We start from the raw sequence: 18855 nt of genomic DNA, 5'->3' as shown, positions 1-18855 counted from the left end.
CTACCCGCTCGCGGTCTTGGCCCGACGGCCGACCAGGCTATGCACCAGCAGTCCGATCAGATAGATCACCGAACCGAACACCACAAACATCGGTGCGCGTCCGTCGTCGGGAACGAAGGCGGCCGCGACGGTGACCGCGGCGATGAAGGAGACCCAGAACAGCGCATCCTGGACCGCGAAGACATGTCCGCGCAACGCGTCGTCGACGTCGATCTGCATTGCCGAGTCGGCGCAAAGTTTCACCACCTGGCCGGCGACGCCCAGCAGGAAACCGCACACCACCATCACCGGTAGGAACAGCCCGGCCGCTGCGGTCTGAATCACGGCCGCCGCCACCAACGCACCGTTCGCCGTGGCGTGACGGCCCCAGCGTCGGATCAGCACCGGGGTCAGCACGTTGGCCAGGAAAGCTCCCAGGCCGGTCGCGGCGAAGAACACCAGAGCGGTGCCCAAACCGTCGACGTCGGCATTGGTCATGTGGTGTACCAGCAGCAGGATCAACAGCGAATTGATCCCGACGACCATCCGGTGGGCGGCCAGCCCGGACAGGGCCGCGGCCACCGACGGGAGTTGAACGACCGTCCTAACCCCGTGCAGCCAACCGGTGATCACGGCGTACACGGCCGAGCCGTGGATCGCCCGCTTGGTGTCGTCCGGGCCGAGTACCCGCGGGGCGAACCGGACCGACAGCAGCAGTGCCAGCGCTACGGGGACCAGGGCGGTGAAGATGACCGCCGCCGCGCCATGATCGCCGGCGCCGCCCAGCCAGCGCGGCACCAGCATGAAGTTGGCACCCAGAAAGGCCGAGGCGGCCCCGGATGCGGCGGCCACCGAGTTCATCGTGACGACCTGCGGCCGCGGCACGACGTGCGGCAGCGAAGCCGACAGACCGGATGCCACGAAACGCGCCAAACCGTTGGCGAGCAGCGCGGCGAACAACAGCACCCAATCGCCGGCACCGACCGCCAGAATCGTGCCGATCGCGATGATGAAGCACAGCCGCGCGATGTTCGCCCCGACCAGCACCAGCCGCCGATCCCACCGGTCCATCAGGGCGCCGGCGAACGGCCCGAGCAGCGAGTACGGGAGGAACAACACGGCGAACGCCCGTGCGATCGCCATCGGATCGGCGGCCCGGTCCGGGTTGAACAGCAGTGCTCCCGCCAGGCCCGCCTGGAACAGACCGTCGCCGAACTGACTCGCCATGCGCAGCTGCAGAAGTCGCCAGAAGTCGGGCAGGGCGCGCACCGACCGCCACAGTTCGACGGGTGCGCTCGCCTGCATCCGGGTGAGAATCACTGAACCCACTTCCACGATCGGCACAGGCAATGTCGGGTCGGCGCTGCGCCGTCCCAATCACAGTACAAATCTTCCCCCGGGCGCGGCTGTTTGCACCGGCGATCGGGCATCGGGTGCCATGATGTGATAGTGGCGCAGCACGAAGATCCCGAGGACAACTTCGCACCCGCCGCCCAGCGAGTTCGGGCGGGTACCTTGTTGCTGGCCAACACCGATCTACTGGAGCCGACCTTTCGGCGCAGCGTCATCTACATCGTCGAACACAACGAGGGCGGAACGCTCGGCGTGGTGCTGAACCGGTCCAGCGAGACGGCCGTCTACAACGTGTTGCCGCAGTGGGCGAAGCTGGCGGCCAAGCCCAAGACGATGTTCATCGGCGGGCCGGTCAAGCGGGACGCGGCGCTGTGTCTGGCGGTGTTGCGGGTCGGTGCCGAACCCGACGGAGTGCCGGGGTTACGGCATGTCGCGGGCCGCATGGTGATGGTCGACCTGGATGCCGACCCGGATCTGATCGCACCCGCGGTGGAAGGCGTGCGGATCTTCGCCGGATACTCCGGCTGGACTATCGGGCAACTCGAAGGCGAAATCGAGCGGGACGACTGGATTGTCCTGTCGGCGTTGCCATCTGACGTACTGGCGCCGCCGCGGGCGGACCTGTGGGGGCAGGTGTTGCGCCGCCAGCCGTTGCCGCTTTCGCTGCTGGCCACGCACCCGATCGACCTGAGCCGGAACTAGTCCCGGTACGCCACGGTCGACGGCGATCCGCCCTCAGTGGCAGGACCGCGTGCAGGCCCCGCAGCTGCCGGCACACCCGGGCTGATCGGCGGTTGCTACCTCGCGGCGCAGCGCATATTTGGCGCTCTGTAACGAGCCGGTGGCCAGGGTGCCGAGCGCGCCTGCGATGCAGACGATTACCACCACCACCGCGGTGTGCGGCGATGCCGCCAGCGCCACCACTCCCCCGGCGGCCAGCATCACCGCGGCAGCGAACTGGGTGGGCGCCATCGAGCGCAGTGCCAACTGCATGGCGTCAGTGGTGGGCGCATGAGACAGAGACCAGATACCGAATGCGGCCGACGCTACCGCCGCACACAAGGACACCACGCCCGCGATAAGCATGCGCTAACCATACGAGTCCGCCGCTGTTTCCGCGCGCCGGCCTCCCACCAGCCGATCAGTGCCCGGGGGCCGGGGTGAGGGTGAGAAGGGGCGGCACCGAGGCAGGCTGCCCGGGCGCGGGGACGGCCCGCGGCGCCGGGGGAGTGGCCGGCGCAGCCGGTGGGGTTGATGCCTGGGGCGCAGCAGGTGCGGCGGGCCGGGCGGGTCCCTGCGGCGCGGGCGCGGCGGGCGCTGGTGCTGCGGTCGGCGCCCCGGCCCCGGCCGGAGCCGGCCCGCCGACACCGGGTGTGGACACCCGGAAGCCGCTGACGATCGCGTCGGTGGCCGGCGCGTCGGCGACCGCCTGCGTGGCGGCGGTCGTCACCGACAGCGAGACCAGGAACTTGTCGGAGCCGGAATTTGCCAGGACATGGCGTCGCGAGGTGTTGAGCGTCATGTCGTTCTCGCGGTAGGTGCCCTCGATCACCGACGACGGGAACGACCCGAGGCTGGCCAGCGAGGCGTTGGTGGTCTGCCAGGCGAGCAGCCGCTGGCTGTCGACGAAGCCGTGGGTGATCGCCTCCGCGGGGTCGAAGTCCCCGACCAGCTTGTAGACGACGACCTGCGCATTCGACGTGTAGACGCTGTTGCCGCCGACACGGTCTGCGATCACCACGAACGCGTCGGGCACGTTGGGGTCAGGCACCTGGGTCCAGCGCGGGGGCATCGGCACGGTGATGTCGAGGGCCTTGAAACCCAGTGGGCGTTGCGCCTCGAGTTTGACGCCCTTGCCCTCGAGGTACTCGCGCAGCGTTCCCGTGGTGGCGGGAGTGACCGCCGGCGGCTGCGGAGCGGCAACGGCGGGCGCCGGACCGGTGGCCGGAACGGCCGCGGGGGCCACCGCCGGAATGGGCGCGGCTACCGGACCGGGCACCTGCAGCGGCAGCTGGCCCGGCGCTTGCGCCGGGGGAGGGGCAAACCGGTTGCTGTTGACGCCGCCCGGAAACACCGTTGAGCTCTGCCCCGGCTGGGTGGCCGGCTGCATCGGCACGGGGCCGGGTTGCGCCGGCTGAGGGACCAGGGGTTCGGCCGAAGCAGTCCCGACGCCGACCCCGAAGCAGACACATCCGGCGGCGACGCCACCCACGAGTGTCCGCCAGCTGCGCGCGATCTGCATCATCTCGATCGGTCCCTCCGGAATAGCTGGGGCGCTGATGAACTTGTGCAACCCACCATCGAGGCTGAATGTAACCACTGCTCAGCGGCATCGACCATGCCCGAAATAGAGCTGGGATGAACCTCTGATCGGCGTGCAACGGAACCGAGACCAACCCGTGCCCGGCGGGCTCGGCGCGGCCTCTTCCAGAAGCGTCCTTATACCCTGTTGGGCGTGACAGAATCGCCGACCGCTGCACCCGACGCTGACGCGCCGCGGTACCGCTATACCGCCGGGCTCGCCGCCGGGCTGGAACGCGCCTGGCAGGACAACTGGACTCGGCTGGGAACGTTCAACGTGCCCAACCCGGTCGGCTCGTTGGCGCCTGCGGACGGCTCAGCCGTACCCCGGGACAAGCTTTTCGTGCAGGACATGTTCCCCTACCCGTCGGGGGAGGGGTTGCACGTCGGTCACCCGCTGGGCTATATCGCCACCGACGTCTACGCCCGCTACTATCGGATGACCGGCCGTAATGTGTTGCACGCGTTGGGATTCGACTCCTTCGGACTGCCCGCCGAGCAGTATGCGGTGCAGACCGGCACCCACCCGCGCACCAGGACCGAGGCCAACGTGGTCAACTTCCGGCGCCAGCTGGCCCGGCTCGGGCTCGCCCACGACAGCCGTCGCAGTTTCTCCACCACCGACGTCGAGTTCTACAAGTGGACGCAGTGGATCTTCCTGCAGATCTACAACGCCTGGTTTGACACCGCCAAGAAAAAGGCTCGCCCGATATCGGAGCTGATTTCCGAGTTCGATTCGGGTGCAAGGGCTCTCGACGACGGTAGGCAGTGGGCGGCGTTGTCGGCGGGGGAGCGGGCCGACGTGATCGACGGCTATCGGCTGGTGTACCGCGCCGATTCGATGGTGAACTGGTGTCCCGGTCTGGGCACGGTGCTGGCCAACGAGGAGGTTACGGGTGACGGCCGCAGCGAACGCGGCAACTTCCCGGTGTTTCGAAAACGCTTGCGCCAGTGGATGATGAGGATCACCGCGTACTCCGACCGCTTGCTCGACGACCTCGACAGCCTGGACTGGCCGGATCAGGTCAAGACCATGCAGCGCAATTGGATCGGACGTTCGACCGGTGCCACGGCACTGTTCGCCACCGCGAAAGCCGATATCGAGGTATTCACCACCCGGCCCGACACACTTTTCGGCGCCACCTATCTGGTGCTGGCCCCCGAGCACGAGCTGGTCGATGAGTTGGTGGCCGCCGACTGGCCCGACGGGACTTCCGTGCACTGGACGTACGGCGACGCCACCCCCGCCGCGGCGGTGGCCGCATACCGGCGCGCCATCGCGGCCAAGTCTGACCTCGAACGCCAGGAAAGCAGAGACAAGACCGGCGTGTTCCTGGGCAGCTATGCCACCAACCCGGCCAACGGCGAACCGGTACCGATCTTCATCGCCGACTACGTGCTGTCCGGTTACGGCACGGGCGCGATCATGGCGGTGCCGGGTCACGACCAGCGCGACTGGGACTTCGCCCGGCAGTTCGGCCTGCCGATCGTCGAAGTCATTGCCGGCGGCGATATTTCGCAAGCCGCACATGCCGGTGACGGCGTGCTGGTCAACTCCGGCTTTTTGGACGGCAAGACCGTGGCCGACGCGAAGCAGGCCATGATCGAACGGCTGGAATCGCAGGGCCGGGGCCGGGCCCGCATCCAGTTCAAGCTGCGGGACTGGCTTTTCGCGCGTCAGCGGTACTGGGGCGAGCCCTTTCCGATTGTGTACGGCGCCGACGGGCGTGCCCACGCGATCGACGAGGCGGCGTTGCCCGTGGAATTGCCCGACGTGCCGGACTATTCGCCGGTGTTGTTCGATCCTGACGACTCCGACAGCGAGCCGTCACCACCGCTGGCGAAGGCGACCGAATGGGTGCACGTCGAGTTGGATCTCGGAGATGGCCTCAAGCCCTACACCCGCGACACCAATGTGATGCCGCAATGGGCCGGCAGCTCATGGTACGAGCTGCGTTACACCGACCCGCACAACGCGGAGCGGTTCTGCGCCAGGGAAAACGAGGCCTATTGGATGGGTCCGCGGCCGGCCGAACACGGCCCGGACGACCCGGGCGGTGTCGACCTGTACGTCGGCGGTGCCGAGCACGCGGTCCTGCACCTGCTGTATTCCCGGTTCTGGCACAAGGTCCTGTACGACCTGGGCGACGTCAGCTCCCGGGAGCCGTATCGACGGCTGGTCAACCAGGGCTACATCCAGGCCTACGCCTACACCGACAAGCGCGGAGCGTATGTGCCCGCCGAGGACGTGATCGAGCGGGACGGCGGCTTCTTCTACCCCGGGCCCGACGGTGAGATCGAGGTCTTTCAGGAATTCGGCAAAATCGGCAAGAGCCTGAAGAACTCGATTTCACCGGATGAGATCTGCGACGACTACGGTGCCGACACGTTGCGGGTATACGAGATGTCGATGGGCCCGCTGGAGGCGTCCCGGCCGTGGGCGACCAAAGATGTCGTCGGCGCGCACCGGTTTCTGCAACGGGTGTGGCGTCTGGTGATCGACGAGGACAGCGGCGAGATCCGGGCGGTCGATGCCGAACCGGGCGCCGACACATTGCGAGCGCTTCATCGCACCATCGCCGGCGTATCCGACGACTATGCCGGACTGCGAAACAACACTGCCGCCGCCAAGTTGATCGAGTACACCAACCACCTCACCAAGCAATACCGCGACGGCGTCCCGCGCGCGGCCGTCGAACCGCTGGTGCTGATGCTGGCACCGTTGGCCCCGCACCTGGCCGAGGAACTGTGGCTGCGGCTGGGCCACAACACCTCGTTGGCGCACGGCCCCTTCCCCGTGGCCGACCCCTCCTACCTGGTGGACGACACCGTCGAGTACCCGGTGCAGGTGAACGGCAAGGTGCGGGGCCGGGTACTGGTGGCGTCCGACGCGGACACCGACGCGGTGCAGGCGGCGGCGTTGGCCGACGAGAAGGTCCAGGCATTTCTCGCGGGGTCCACCCCGCGCAAGGTGATCGTGGTGCCCGGCCGGATGGTGAATCTGGTCGTGTGACCAATCAGCGGGGGCGAATAACCACCTCATGCACGTGACCGTCGCGGGGAGTGGCGACCACGCTGGCGACCACCCCGGCGACCGTCTCGGGCCGCAGGAACCGCGCCGGGGCGTACTCGCCGCCCTCGTAGGCGACCAGTTCTCGCTGCATGTCGGTGTCCACCCGGCCGGGATGCACCGACGTCACGAGCAGTGCCGGCTCATCACTGCGCAGCGAGTCGGCGAAGGCGCGCAGCGCGAACTTGCTCGCCGAATACGAGGCCATGCCCGGCGAGACGTTGCGGCCCGAACCGGAGTTGATGAACACCACCCGACCCCGGGCCTGGCGCAGCGCCGGCAGCAGGGTCAGCGTAAGCGCAACAGCACCAAAGACATTCACGCTGAAGGTAGCGCGCCATTCGTCCACGTGCGACTCCTCGACCCGTCCGGGAATGGACACCCCGGCGTTGTGCACTAGCACGTCGAGCTCGTCGATGACTTCACAACTGGCTTCGATGGAATCGGTGTCGGTCAGGTCCAGCGGGAAGGTGGTGGCGCCCAACCCTTCGGCGACGCTGTCCAGGCGCGCCGACGGGCGGCCGGCCAGCAACAGGGTGTGGGTGGGTGCCAGTGCCGTCGCGATCGCAGCACCGATACCGCCACTGGCGCCGGTGATGAGTGCGGTGGGCATGCCGTCAGTAGTTACCGATCATGTTGGCAGCAAACAAGTTCACGCTTCTTCGGGCTCGGCTGCCGGGCCGGCCGGCTCACCGCTGGCCAGCCGGGCCAGGGGCGCCGAGGCCTCCATCAGGATATCCAAGTCGGACTTGGGTAGTTGGCTGAGCATGGCCGCCAGTGCGGCATGGCGATTGGCCAACGACTCGTTGTGCACCGCCCGCCCCTGCGGGGTGATGTCGACCAGCACCGCACGCAGGTCCGACGGGTCGCGCGACCGCTTCACCAAACCGACCTTTTCCAGCCGGCGGATCGCCACGGTGGTGGTGGGGGTGCGGACCCGCTCGTGGGCGGCGAGGTCCGTCATTCTGATCGGACCGCGGTCGAGCAGGGTGATCAGGATCGACAACTGGGCCAGCGTCAACTCACCGGCTACCGCACCGCCGGCCGGGTCGCCGCGGCGCAGAATCGTGGAAAGCTTGGACAGCGACCGGTGCAGCCCCTCCGCCAGCTCCGACACCTCCGGGGGTGTGGGTTCGCTGTCCGCCATAAAACGGCAGTCTAACCCGCCACGCCCATAGGTGGAGGCAATGCGCTGCACGGGCGCGCCTGGCCGAGAAAAGGCCGGGTCACAGCACCTGCAAGAGCAACTGTTACCCCCGCTCAGTGTGGGCGGTCCTGAATATCTGCCCTGCAGGCCCGCACCTGACAACTTTGCCGAGTCGGTGGCACGGGTCGGGTTAGAGCACCAGCGACGGCCGCTCGCGGGTCACCACCGGCTCGGCGGGTATGGGGAGCGGATCCGCCACTTGGTCCGCGGGCTCCTCGCGCGGGCTGAACACTCCGCGCCTGCACAGTTCGGCCACCATCGTCTTGGCCATCACAGCCGAGCGGCCGATGCAGGCGGACCGGGCGGCCTCCGGGTCGCGGCGGTGGATGGCAGCGTGTTCTTCCTCGTAGAACGGCAGCATGTCATCGCGGCTGTGCTGGTAGGTCATGAAGAAGACGCGCGGGATGAGGTTCTGAGATGCGCGGATGGTGGCGTGTAGGCGCGGACCGGCGTACTCGTCGTTGACCACCCGGCGGTACTCCCAGGCGATCTCGGCGAAGTTGCGCGGCTCCTTGGCAGCGCGCATCGAGCGCATCAGCGAGTCGAGTTCGCCCAAGATGCGCGGTGTTGGGCTGGTCGCCGCGCGGGCGGAGGCGATGCCGTTGAGCAGACCGTCGAGCTCGTGGTGCTCTAGCACAGTCGATTCATCGAACCGCTCGACGAAAGCACCGCGGTGGTACCGCGTCGACACTATGCCGTCATGCTCGAGCTGGACCAATGCCTCTTGGATGGGGACTCGGCTGATGCCCAGATCCTGCGCAATCTCGTTGCGGTCGACGCGGTCGCCGCTGTGCAGTTTCCCGGTCAGCACCAAGTTGAGCAGGTGCGTCACCACTTGGTCTTTTTCTTTGATCCCGTACTTCTTAGGCATCAGTTTTTTGCATCTCTTTTCAGCCACCCGACGGCCTTTAGCTGCGCAAGTTTCTCACGACTGGGCGGGTAGGTTGAGAAGTTTCGCAGATGAAGCTGCGCCTATGTCGAACTGTCGCGCCACCGGCAGAGCGCTGCGGCGTCCGCCAGATCGTATTGGGGTCCGTCGCAGCCGACGGTGAGCAGCGTGACGCCCAGGGCGGCCAGCGCTTCGGCGTTGCCGATCAGCTTCGCCCCGCTGCCGGCCGACGCCGAGCGTTCGATGGTGGCCGGGTCCCGTCCGACCGCCTCGCAATGCTGAGCCAGCACCGCCGACTTCGCCGGGAATTCTTCGGCGGAGGCAAAGCTGTGCCACACATCGGCGTGCTCGGCGACCAGACGAAGTGTCTTGCGTTCGCCGCCCCCGCCGATCAGCACCGGGATCTCCCGGGTCGGCGCCGGGTTCAGTTTGGCCAACCGCGATTTGATGCGGGGGAGCGCGCCCGCAAGGTCGTCGAGTCGGCTGCCGGCGGTGCCGAACTGGTAGCCGTACTCGTCGTAGTCTTTCTGTTTCCAGCCCGAGCCGATGCCCAGGATGAGCCGGCCGCCGGAAATGTGGTCAACGGTCCGGGCCATGTCAGCCAGCAGTTCGGGGTTGCGATAGGAGTTGCACGTCACCAACGCGCCGATCTGAATGCGTGAGGTCTGCTCGGCCCAGGCCGCCAGCATGGTCCAACACTCGAAATGGGCCCCGTCGGGATCGCCGTAGAGCGGGAAGAAGTGGTCCCAATTGAACGCAACGTCTACGCCGATATCCTCACACCGGCGAACGGCATCGCGGATCTGGCTGTACTGCGGGGCATGCTGAGGCTGCAGCTGCACACCGATGCGGATCGGAAAGTCGGGGAGCACAGGTGAGGTCATACTCACCACCGTAGGCGTCAGCGCCCGTCGATCACCGTTCGTACCAGATCGATCAGGGCGCGCGGCTGATCACTCTGCACCGAGTGGCCGGAGTTCTCGACGACGTGTGCGCCGCGGAAATGCCTTGCGCGCCTACCGAGTTCGGCGACATCTTCCTCATTGACAAACCCCGACCAGCCGCCGCGGACAAGCGTCACGGGTGCGGCCAGGGCGTCGACGTCGTCCCACAATGTGCTGAAGTCCGGGAAGACCCGGATGGCGTCGTAACGCCAGGTCCAGTTGCCGTTGTCCAGCCGGCGCGAGTTGTGGAACACCCCGCGGCGCAACGCCTTCACTTCGCGGTGCGGCGCGGCGGCGATGGTGAGGTCCAGCATGGTCTGGAAGTTGGGGAATTCCCGCTCGCCATGCATCAACTCCACGGTGCCGCGCTGCTCTTTGGTCATCTCGGAGTGGCGTGCCAGCGCAGAGGGTGTGACGTCGATCAGCACGAGTTCCCGGACCAGCTGGGGCGCCAGCGCGCCGACCCGGATGCCGGTCAACCCGCCCAGGGACATTCCGACCAACAGTTCGGCGTTGGGGGCGAGGTCGCGCAGCACCGGAGCCAAGGCGTCGGCATTGTGCTGCGGCGAGTAGTCGCCGTCGTCCCGCCAGGACGAATGGCCGTGCCCGGGCAGGTCCACCGCCAGCGCCGGTTCACCCAGGCCGACGATCACCGTGTCCCAGGTGTGCGCATTCTGGCCGCCCCCGTGCAGGAAGACCACCCGCGGGTCGGTCCCGCCCCAGCGCAGTGCGCTGATGTCATCGGCAGCCACCCGCTCGACGGTCGGCAGCGGACCCGAAACTCCGGCTTGCTCGGCGTTCTCGGCGAGCAGGTCGAACTCGGAGAGTCCGGACAGGTCGGCGTGCGCGGCGTCGGTCACGTCACCGACTTTACAAACGGCGCATGATCACAGAAAGTTACTCAGACGCGTAGTGCATGCACCCACCCTGCAAATCTGCAGCGGAAGTGCGAGTAGCGGCCTACGAATCTGCAGGCTCGGCGGGGTTACCCGGGCTTCAGCCCTCGGCGATGAACTCTTCGAGCTGCGTGCGCGCGATGTCATCGGCCAGCTGCTCCGGCGGGCTCTTCATCAGGTATGCCGACGCCGGGATGACCGGACCGCCGATGCCGCGGTCCTTGGCGATCTTGGCGGCGCGAACCGCGTCGATGATGATCCCGGCCGAGTTCGGCGAGTCCCACACCTCGAGCTTGTACTCCAGGTTCAGCGGCACGTCGCCGAAGGCGCGGCCTTCGAGCCGCACGTAGGCCCACTTGCGGTCGTCGAGCCAGGCGACGTGGTCGGACGGGCCGATGTGGACGTTCTTGTCCTCGACCTTGCCGGCCAGCGAGCCGGTGAGGTTGGAGGTCACGGCCTGGGTCTTGGAGACCTTCTTGGACTCCAGCCGCTCGCGCTCGAGCATGTTCTTGAAGTCCATGTTGCCGCCGACGTTGAGCTGGTAGGTGCGGTCCAGCGAGACACCCCGGTCCTCGAACAGCTTGGCCATCACACGGTGGGTGATGGTGGCGCCCACCTGGCTCTTGATGTCGTCACCGATGATCGGCACGCCGGCATCCTCGAACTTCTTGGCCCATACCGGGTCCGAGGCGATGAAGACCGGCAGCGCGTTCACGAAAGCAACCCCGGCGTCGATCGCGCACTGGGCGTAGAACTTGTCGGCTTCTTCGGAGCCCACCGGCAGGTAGGACACCAGCACGTCGACCTTGTTGTCCTTGAGAACCTTGACCACGTCGACCGGCTCTTCGTCGGACAACTCGATGGTGTCGGCGTAGTACTTGCCGATGCCGTCGAGGGTCGGGCCGCGCTGCACGACCACGTTGGTCGGCGGCACGTCGGCGATCTTGATGGTGTTGTTCTCCGAGGCGTAGATCGCGTCGGACAGGTCGAAGCCGACCTTCTTGGCGTCCACGTCGAACGCGGCGACGAACTTGACGTCACGGACGTGGTACGGGCCGAACCGGACGTGCATCAAGCCGGGCACGGACGACGACTCGTCGGCGTTGTAGTAGTACTCGACGCCCTGAACCAGCGAGGACGCGCAGTTGCCGACGCCGACGATGGCGACTCGTACATCAGTCGACGCCTGTGTGTTCCCACTCATTGGGCGTTCTCCTAACCTTCGTAACTTTGTTTGGCTTGGTGTTCTTCGTTTGTTTCGGTGTTCGCTCTGGGTGAGGCGGTTACATCTGTTCGACGGGATTGGGCGCTGCCCGCTCCGCGGCGATGAGCTCGTTGAGCCACTTGACCTCACGCTCGCTGGACTCCAGCCCGAGTTGATGCAGTTGACGGGTGTAGCGATCAAACGAGCTACTGGCCCGCGCGACTGCTTCACGCAGGCCTTCCCGGCGTTCCTCGACCTGACGGCGCCGGCCTTCCAGGATGCGCATGCGCGCCTCCGCCGGAGTGCGGTTGAAAAATGCCAGGTGCACTCCGAAGCCGTCATCGGTGTAGTTGTGCGGACCGGTGTCGGCGACCAGTTCGGTGAAACGTCGGCGGCCCTCGTCGGTCAGCTGGTAGACCCGCCTGGCCCGTCGTACCGGCGTTCCGGCCGGCGCGGCGTTCTCGGCGATCAGCCCTTCGGCCTGCATACGCCGCAGGGCCGGGTACAAGGACCCGTAGGAGAACGCGCGGAACGCACCGAGCAGCCCGGTGAGCCGCTTACGCAGCTCGTAACCGTGCATGGGTGACTCGATGAGGAGACCCAGAATGGCGAGTTCCAGCATCGATTCACCTCCCTCTTGCATGGATTGTTACGACGGTACGACGCCTCGTGTCATAGTATCGCCCCGATATATTAGCGACAACACCACTGACCGTTAATGCGCCGTTAGTCACACTCGGAAGGGGCGGGGGGCGAGCGTTCAGCTCACGTAGTTGACCCGCTTGACGGTGCCGTCGCCGGCCAATTCGATATAGCCGCTGCCGTAGTCACTGGAAACATAAATGGTCAGCGAGAGCGCGCCGGGCGTGGTCGGGTCCTTGGCCGGCTCGACGATCAGATAGATCGACTTGACGTCCTGTTGTTTGATCCCGACCGTCTCGGGTGCGCCGCGCAGAATGCCCACCACTGTCTTGACGTCGAACTTGCCCAGGTCGACGAGGGCGACGTCGGTGCTGCTGTTGCGGGCAGAACTGGTCGGGTCGCCCCAACCGCCGCGGTAGTTGTAGTCCAGGACGCGCCGATCGTCGGTGGGATCCTTGCGGTCGATCGAGGCGTAGTCGGGATAGACGAGCAGGCGGTAGCCCATGGTGTCGCCGAAACGCTTCCGGGTCTGCTCCAGCAGGCCGGTCAGACCGCCGAGTGACTGCAGCTGCTTGGGCGGGGTCAGCACCACCGGCCCGATGCCGTCGGACTTGGCTCCCGGATCGGAGGTGAAGTCCAGTGGCGAGGTGGTGTTGCCGTACAGGCCCCAGCCGATGCCGATGCCCAGCAGCACGGTGACGCCGAAGGCGGCGGCAGCCAGGCCCAGCCCGTTGCGTTTCTCCCGCGTCTTGAGTTTGGGCATCTGAGCGGGACGCTCACTTTCGGCGGACTGCAGATCTTCCACCAGGCGCTGCAGGTCGCCCAGCGTCACCGCGTTGGTGGCGGCCCGTATCCGGTCGCGGTGCTCCTCCATCGACAGCTCGCCGTCGTTGAGCGCATTGTCGAGAATCCGGCACGCGTCCTGTCGGTCGCTGTCCTTGGCCCGAGTCGTCATCGATCCGCCACGAGCCGGTGCGCTCAACCATTTCGCCACGGGATGATCGTAGAAGTCCGGCCTCCGACCGGCGCAGCGTGTGATCACCGGATACCGGTTCGCCCCCGCGACAACAGCCCCGGTTGCGTGCCGGTGCCGGGGATGGCGACGTACTCTGGTCACCGTGCGACTGCAGCGACAGGTAGTGGATTACGCGCTTCGGCGGCGCTCACTGCTGGCCGAGGTGTACTCGGGGCGCACCGGCGTATCCGAGGTCTGTGACGCGAATCCGTATTTGCTGCGCGCTGCGAAGTTTCACGGGAAACAAAGCCAAGTGATGTGTCCGATCTGCCGCAAAGAGCAGCTAACGCTGGTCTCCTGGGTTTTCGGTGAGCATCTCGGCGCCGTTTCCGGTTCGGCGCGTACCGCCGAAGAATTGGTGCTGCTCGCGACGCGGTTTTCCGAGTTTGCTGTCCACGTGGTGGAAGTGTGCCGGACCTGCAGCTGGAACCACCTGGTGAAGTCTTACGTCCTGGGTGCGGCAGTGCCCGCTCACCCTCCGCGGGGGTCGGGTGGCAAGCGGACGGCGCGCAACGGCGCCCGCACGGCCAGTGAATAGCGGAGGGCGCCACCACCAGTCGTCCAGCGATACTCCGCATGAGTCGCCGACGGCGGATGGCGGCGGACACCCCGGTGGGGGTCAGCAGGGCGCCGGGCCGACGCCGCGGCGCCCAGTGCCGCCGGACGACCGGTTGACCACGATCATTCCCTCGGTGCCCGATGACCGCCCCGGCCGGCACGCCGACCCGATCGACCAGGTCAAGGCCGCCCTGGGCAACCCGGCGCCGGCGCCGCCGCCCCAGGACCAACTGGGGCAGGTCAAGGCGGCGCTGGAGTCCCCGGCGCCGCGGCCCGGCCAGGAACGGCTCAGCGGGCTGCGGCGTCCCCCGGGTGCACCGCCCCCGCCGGGACCCGCCGGATCACCCGGCGCCCGCAGGCCGGGATCGAAGCCCACCTGGGCCCAGCAGATCAACTGGAGATGGGTGCGGCGCTCGCTGTACCTGAGCCTGGCCGTCATGATCCTGCTGCCGATCGTGACCTTCACGATGGCCTACTTCATCGTCGACGTGCCCCGGCCGGGGGACATCCGCACCAACCAGGTATCCACAATACTGGCCAGTGACGGCACCGAGATCGCGAAAATTGTTCCCCCCGAAGGCAACCGGGTTGACGTCAATCTGAGCCAGGTACCGGTGCACGTGCGCCAGGCCGTGATTGCCGCCGAGGACCGCGGGTTCTATTCCAATCCCGGGTTCTCGTTCAGCGGGTTCGCCCGTGCGGCCAAGAACAACCTGTTCGGCGGTGACCTGCAGGGTGGATCCACGATCACCCAGCAATACGTCAAGAACGCACTGGTCGGTTCCGCGCAGCACGGGTGGAGCGGTGTGATGCGCAAGGCCAAGGAGTTCGTCATCGCGACCAAGATGGCGGGGGAGTGGTCCAAAGACGATGTCCTGCAGGCTTATCTGAACATCATCTACTTCGGTCGCGGCGCGTACGGGATCTCGGCGGCGTCCAAGGCTTACTTCGACAAACCCGTCGAGCAGCTGACCGTTTCCGAGGGTGCACTGCTGGCGGCGTTGATCCGGCGGCCGTCGACACTTGATCCCGCAGTTGACCCCGAGGGGGCGCTTTCGCGCTGGAACTGGGTCCTCGACGGCATGGTGGAGACAAAGGCGCTGGCGGCCGATGACCGGGCCGCCCAGGTGTTTCCCAAGACCGTGTCGCCCGATCAGGCGCGTGCGGAGAACCAGACCACCGGCCCCAATGGGCTGATCGAACGGCAAGTCACCAAGGAACTGCTCGAGCTGTTCAACATCGACGAGCAGACCCTCAATACCCAGGGGTTGCAGGTCACCACCACGATCGATCCGCAGGCGCAGCAGGCCGCGGAGAAGGCGGTGTCGAAGTACCTCGACGGCCAGGACCCGGACATGCGGGCAGCGGCGGTGTCCATCGATCCGCGCACCGGGGCCGTCAAGGCCTACTACGGCGGATCCAACGCCCAGGGCTTCGACTTTGCCCAGGCGGGCCTGCAGACCGGGTCGTCGTTCAAGGTGTTCGCGCTGGTGGCCGCGCTCGAGCAGGGCATCGGTCTGGGCTACCAGGTGGACAGCTCCCCGCTGACCGTCGACGGCATCAAGATCACCAATGTCGAGGGCGAGAGTTGCGGCACGTGCAATCTGGCCGAGGCGCTGAAGATGTCGCTCAACACCTCTTACTACCGGCTGATGCTCAAGCTGAAGGGCGGGCCTCAGGCGGTGGCCGACGCCGCACACCAGGCCGGTGTCGCCGAGAGTTTCCCCGGCGTGGCACACACACTGTCCGAAGACGGCAAGGGTGGCCCGCCCAACAACGGAATCGTGTTGGGGCAGTACCAGAGCCGGGTGATCGACATGGCGACGGCCTATGCCACGCTGGCGGCGTCCGGCATGTACCACCGCCCGCACTTCGTGCAGAAGGTGGTCAACGCCGAAGGTCAGGTCCTCTTCGACGCCACCACTGCCGACAACAGCGGTGACCAACGCATCCCGAAGGCGGTGGCCGACAACGTGACCGCGGCGATGCAACCGATCGCCGGGTATTCGCGCGGACACAACCTGGCGGGTGGACGGCCGTCGGCGGCGAAGACCGGTACCACGCAGCTCGGTGACACCACATCCAACAAGGACGCCTGGATGGTCGGGTACACGCCGCAGCTGTCCACGGCCGTGTGGGTCGGCACGGTCAAAGGCGACGAGCCCCTGGTGAACGCCTCCGGCGGCGCGGTCTACGGTTCCGGCCTGCCCTCCGACATCTGGAAGGCGACGATGGACGGCGCCCTGAAGGGCCAGCCGAACGAAACCTTCCCCAAGCCAACCGAAATCGGCGGGTACGCCGGGGTGCCCGCAGCGCCTCCGCCGCCTCCGCCGGCGCCGCCGTCGGAGACGGTGATTCAGCCCACGGTTGAGGTGGCGCCGGGAATCACCATTCCGGTCGGACCGCCCACCACGATCACCGCCCCGCCGCCCGGCGCGCCGGTGCCGCTGCCACCGTCCGCTGACATTCCCCAACCGCCCCCGTGAGCGAGACACCAACAGAGCGCGCCACCATATCCCCGCGACCGCTGGCCACCGACCGGCGAAGCGCTGACAGCCGCGACTGTCCGAGCCGGAACGACGTGCTGGGTGCCGCGCTGGCGAACCTGGTGGGCGGGCCTGTCGGCCGGCATGCGCTGATCGGCCGCACCCGTTTCATGACCCCGGTGCGGGTGATGTTCATGATCGCGTTGGTGTTTCTGGCATTGGGCTGGTCGACGAAAGCGGCGTGCCTGCAGAGCACGGGCAGCGGAACCGGGGATCAGCGGGTTGCAAACTGGGACAACCAGCGCGCCTACTACGAGTTGTGCTACTCCGACACGGTGCCGCTGTATGGCGCGGAGTTGTTGAGCCAGGGCAAGTTTCCGTACAAGTCCAGCTGGATCGAGACAGACGGCGGCGGCACCCCGCAGATCCGCTACGACGGTCAGATCGCCGTGCGCTACATGGAATACCCGGTCTTGACCGGGCTTTATCAGTACGTCTCGATGCGCCTGGCGAAGGCCTACACTGCGGTGAGCAAGTTACTGCCCGTCCCGGTCATCGCCGAGGTGGTGATGTTCTTCGACTTTGCGGCATTCGGACTGGCCCTGGCCTGGCTGTGCACCGTCTGGGCCACGGCCGGCCTGGCCGGACGTCGCGTGTGGGATGCCGCGCTGGTGGCCGCCTCTCCACTGCTCATCTTTCAGATATTCACCAACTTCGACGCGCTGGCAACGTCTTTCGCGATGACTGGCCTGCTGGCCTGGGCGCGGCGCAGGCCGATGCTGGCCGGAGTTCTGATCGGTCTGGGTGCGGCGGCAAAGCTCTATCCGCTGTTGTTCCTGGGGCCGCTGCTGGTATTGGGGATCCGGTCGGGGCGCCTGCATGACGTCTTTCGCACCGCCCTGATCACCGCGGCGACCTGGTTGGCGGTGAACCTGCCGGTAATGGTTCTCTATCCGCGTGGCTGGTCAGAGTTCTTCCGGCTCAACACCCGTCGTGGCGATGACATGGACTCGCTGTACAACGTGGTGAAGTCGTTCACCGGCTGGCGCGGATTTGACCCCGCACTGGGCTTCTGGGAGCCGCCGACGGTGCTGAACACCGTCGTCACGGTGCTGTTCGTGTTGTGCTGCGCGGCAATCACCTATATCGCATTGACGGCTCCACAGCGGCCGCGGCTGGCGCAGTTGGCCTTCTTGGTGGTCGCCGGGTTCCTGCTGACCAATAAGGTCTGGAGCCCCCAATTCTCGCTCTGGCTGGTGCCGTTGGCGGTGCTCGCCGTGCCGCACCGCCGGGTTCTGTTGGCGTGGATGACGATTGACGCGCTGGTCTGGGTACCCAGGATGTACTACCTGTACGGCAACCCGAACCGGTCGCTGCCCCAGCAGTGGTTCACGACGACGGTCCTGCTGCGCGATATTGCGGTGATAGCGTTGTGCGCCTTGGTCATTCGGCAGATCTACCGGCCGGACGAAGACCTGGTGCGCTGGCAGGGCCGGGTCGACGATCCGGCCGGCGGCAGCTATGACCGGGCGCCCGACAATCCGCCCGGCTGGCTGCCGGGGTGGCTGCGCCCGGCTCGGCGCCCGCAGGTCCACCGTCCCGAACCCGAGTTGGTCGGCCAGGAGGCCTGATGCAGGTTGCCATCCCGTTGTTCCCGCGCTTCACGGCGCTCGATGCCATCGGGCCTTATGAAGTGCTGCAACGTATTCCGTCGATCGAGGTGGTATTCGTCGGTCACCGCCGCGGCGAGGTGCGTACCGAGAACGGCATGCTCGGCGTCATCTGCGACGCCGCCTTCGACGAGGTCGCCGCTCCGGATGTGGTGGTTTTCCCCGGCGGTATCGGGACCCGGGTCCTGGTACACGACGACGCCATTCGCGGCTGGTTGCAGGCTGTGCACCCAGGTACCGCGTTCACCACCTCGGTGTGCACCGGCGCGCTGCTGCTGGCGGGTGCGGGGCTGCTCGACGGGTTGACGGCGACGACACACTGGCGGGCTGCCGACGAGCTCAACCGCTTGGGTGCGCGGTATGTGGCCGACCGGGTCGTCGAGCATCTGCCGGAGCGAATCATCACGGCGGCGGGGGTATCCAGCGGCATCGACATGGCCCTGCGACTGGTCGAGCTGCTGGTGGACCGGGTCGCCGCCCAAGCGGCCCAACTGCTCATCGAGTATGACCCGCAGCCGCCGTTCGACTGCGGCGCGCTGGCCAAGGCCGACGAGGCGACCCAGGCCAGGGCGTTGGAATTCTTGCAGTCACGGAAGTGAATTTCGGGTCTGCCGGGCAATCCGGTACTCTGGGGCGGTTGC

The 18855-nt window shown here is 66.8% G+C and carries 17 protein-coding genes; 6 read left to right on the top strand and 11 right to left on the bottom strand.

Annotated features, from left to right (window positions below; genetic code table 11):
- Positions 1-1323 (bottom strand): MFS transporter, encoded by a 1323-nt coding sequence (locus AC5Y7D_RS14440; protein WP_499924980.1) that lies wholly within the window; start codon positions 1321-1323, stop codon positions 1-3.
- Positions 1324-1425: 102 nt separating this feature from the next.
- Here AC5Y7D_RS14440 and AC5Y7D_RS14435 point away from each other — a divergent pair, with 102 nt between their 5' ends.
- Positions 1426-2034: a YqgE/AlgH family protein gene (locus AC5Y7D_RS14435; RefSeq protein ID WP_499925226.1), complete on the top strand. Its 609-nt coding sequence runs from the start codon at positions 1426-1428 to the stop codon at positions 2032-2034.
- A 33-nt stretch (positions 2035-2067) separates the two neighbouring features.
- Here AC5Y7D_RS14435 and AC5Y7D_RS14430 read toward each other — a convergent pair whose 3' ends face one another.
- Both AC5Y7D_RS14430 and AC5Y7D_RS14425 read right to left on the bottom strand, forming a co-directional pair.
- Positions 2068-2418: a hypothetical protein gene (locus AC5Y7D_RS14430; RefSeq protein ID WP_499924978.1), complete on the bottom strand. Its 351-nt coding sequence runs from the start codon at positions 2416-2418 to the stop codon at positions 2068-2070.
- A gap of 55 nt (positions 2419-2473) precedes the next feature.
- Complete coding sequence (locus AC5Y7D_RS14425; RefSeq protein WP_499925225.1) at positions 2474-3577, bottom strand: LpqN/LpqT family lipoprotein; 1104 nt, start codon at positions 3575-3577, stop codon at positions 2474-2476.
- A gap of 210 nt (positions 3578-3787) precedes the next feature.
- Between AC5Y7D_RS14425 and leuS the strand changes: the two genes are divergently transcribed.
- Positions 3788-6646 (top strand): leucine--tRNA ligase, encoded by a 2859-nt coding sequence (gene leuS / locus AC5Y7D_RS14420; RefSeq protein ID WP_499924974.1) that lies wholly within the window; start codon positions 3788-3790, stop codon positions 6644-6646.
- A 4-nt stretch (positions 6647-6650) separates the two neighbouring features.
- On the opposite strand, the gene AC5Y7D_RS14415 is transcribed toward leuS, so the two are convergent.
- The 8 genes from AC5Y7D_RS14415 to AC5Y7D_RS14380 all read right to left on the bottom strand — a co-directional run bounded on the left by AC5Y7D_RS14415 (position 6651) and on the right by AC5Y7D_RS14380 (position 13479).
- Positions 6651-7316: an SDR family oxidoreductase gene (locus tag AC5Y7D_RS14415; protein ID WP_499924973.1), complete on the bottom strand. Its 666-nt coding sequence runs from the start codon at positions 7314-7316 to the stop codon at positions 6651-6653.
- Positions 7317-7355: 39 nt separating this feature from the next.
- Entirely contained in the window at positions 7356-7850 is a 495-nt protein-coding gene (locus tag AC5Y7D_RS14410; RefSeq protein ID WP_499924972.1) for a MarR family winged helix-turn-helix transcriptional regulator, read from the bottom strand.
- Positions 7851-8040: 190 nt separating this feature from the next.
- Complete coding sequence (locus AC5Y7D_RS14405) at positions 8041-8781, bottom strand: GntR family transcriptional regulator (RefSeq protein ID WP_499924970.1); 741 nt, start codon at positions 8779-8781, stop codon at positions 8041-8043.
- Positions 8782-8882: 101 nt separating this feature from the next.
- Positions 8883-9683 (bottom strand): LLM class F420-dependent oxidoreductase, encoded by an 801-nt coding sequence (locus AC5Y7D_RS14400; protein ID WP_499924968.1) that lies wholly within the window; start codon positions 9681-9683, stop codon positions 8883-8885.
- A gap of 17 nt (positions 9684-9700) precedes the next feature.
- Positions 9701-10603, bottom strand: a complete 903-nt coding sequence (locus AC5Y7D_RS14395; RefSeq protein ID WP_499924966.1) for an Rv0045c family esterase — start codon at positions 10601-10603, stop codon at positions 9701-9703.
- Positions 10604-10739: 136 nt separating this feature from the next.
- Positions 10740-11843: an inositol-3-phosphate synthase gene (locus AC5Y7D_RS14390; RefSeq protein ID WP_499924964.1), complete on the bottom strand. Its 1104-nt coding sequence runs from the start codon at positions 11841-11843 to the stop codon at positions 10740-10742.
- A 79-nt stretch (positions 11844-11922) separates the two neighbouring features.
- Entirely contained in the window at positions 11923-12465 is a 543-nt protein-coding gene (locus AC5Y7D_RS14385; RefSeq protein WP_499924962.1) for a PadR family transcriptional regulator, read from the bottom strand.
- A gap of 138 nt (positions 12466-12603) precedes the next feature.
- Complete coding sequence (locus tag AC5Y7D_RS14380) at positions 12604-13479, bottom strand: DUF1707 SHOCT-like domain-containing protein (RefSeq protein WP_499924960.1); 876 nt, start codon at positions 13477-13479, stop codon at positions 12604-12606.
- 124 nt (positions 13480-13603) lie between these two features.
- On the opposite strand from AC5Y7D_RS14380, the gene AC5Y7D_RS14375 reads away from it, so the two are divergent.
- From AC5Y7D_RS14375 to AC5Y7D_RS14360, 4 genes are read left to right on the top strand one after another with little or no spacing between them, the layout of a single operon-like run.
- Positions 13604-14038 (top strand): DUF5318 family protein, encoded by a 435-nt coding sequence (locus tag AC5Y7D_RS14375; protein ID WP_065136884.1) that lies wholly within the window; start codon positions 13604-13606, stop codon positions 14036-14038.
- Entirely contained in the window at positions 14031-16544 is a 2514-nt protein-coding gene (locus tag AC5Y7D_RS14370) for a transglycosylase domain-containing protein (RefSeq protein WP_499924955.1), read from the top strand. The genes AC5Y7D_RS14375 and AC5Y7D_RS14370 overlap by 8 nt, the downstream gene beginning before the upstream one ends.
- Positions 16541-18175 (top strand): glycosyltransferase family 87 protein, encoded by a 1635-nt coding sequence (locus tag AC5Y7D_RS14365; RefSeq protein ID WP_499924953.1) that lies wholly within the window; start codon positions 16541-16543, stop codon positions 18173-18175. The genes AC5Y7D_RS14370 and AC5Y7D_RS14365 overlap by 4 nt, the downstream gene beginning before the upstream one ends.
- On the top strand, positions 18175-18813 hold the full coding sequence (locus tag AC5Y7D_RS14360; protein ID WP_499924949.1) for a DJ-1/PfpI family protein: 639 nt from the start codon (positions 18175-18177) through the stop codon (positions 18811-18813). Before AC5Y7D_RS14365 ends, AC5Y7D_RS14360 begins: the two co-directional genes overlap by 1 nt.
- Positions 18814-18855: the final 42 nt, after the last annotated feature.

The organism is Mycobacterium sp. NGS49, from assembly GCF_059812565.1.
This window is presented reverse-complemented; position numbering and strand designations above follow the sequence as displayed.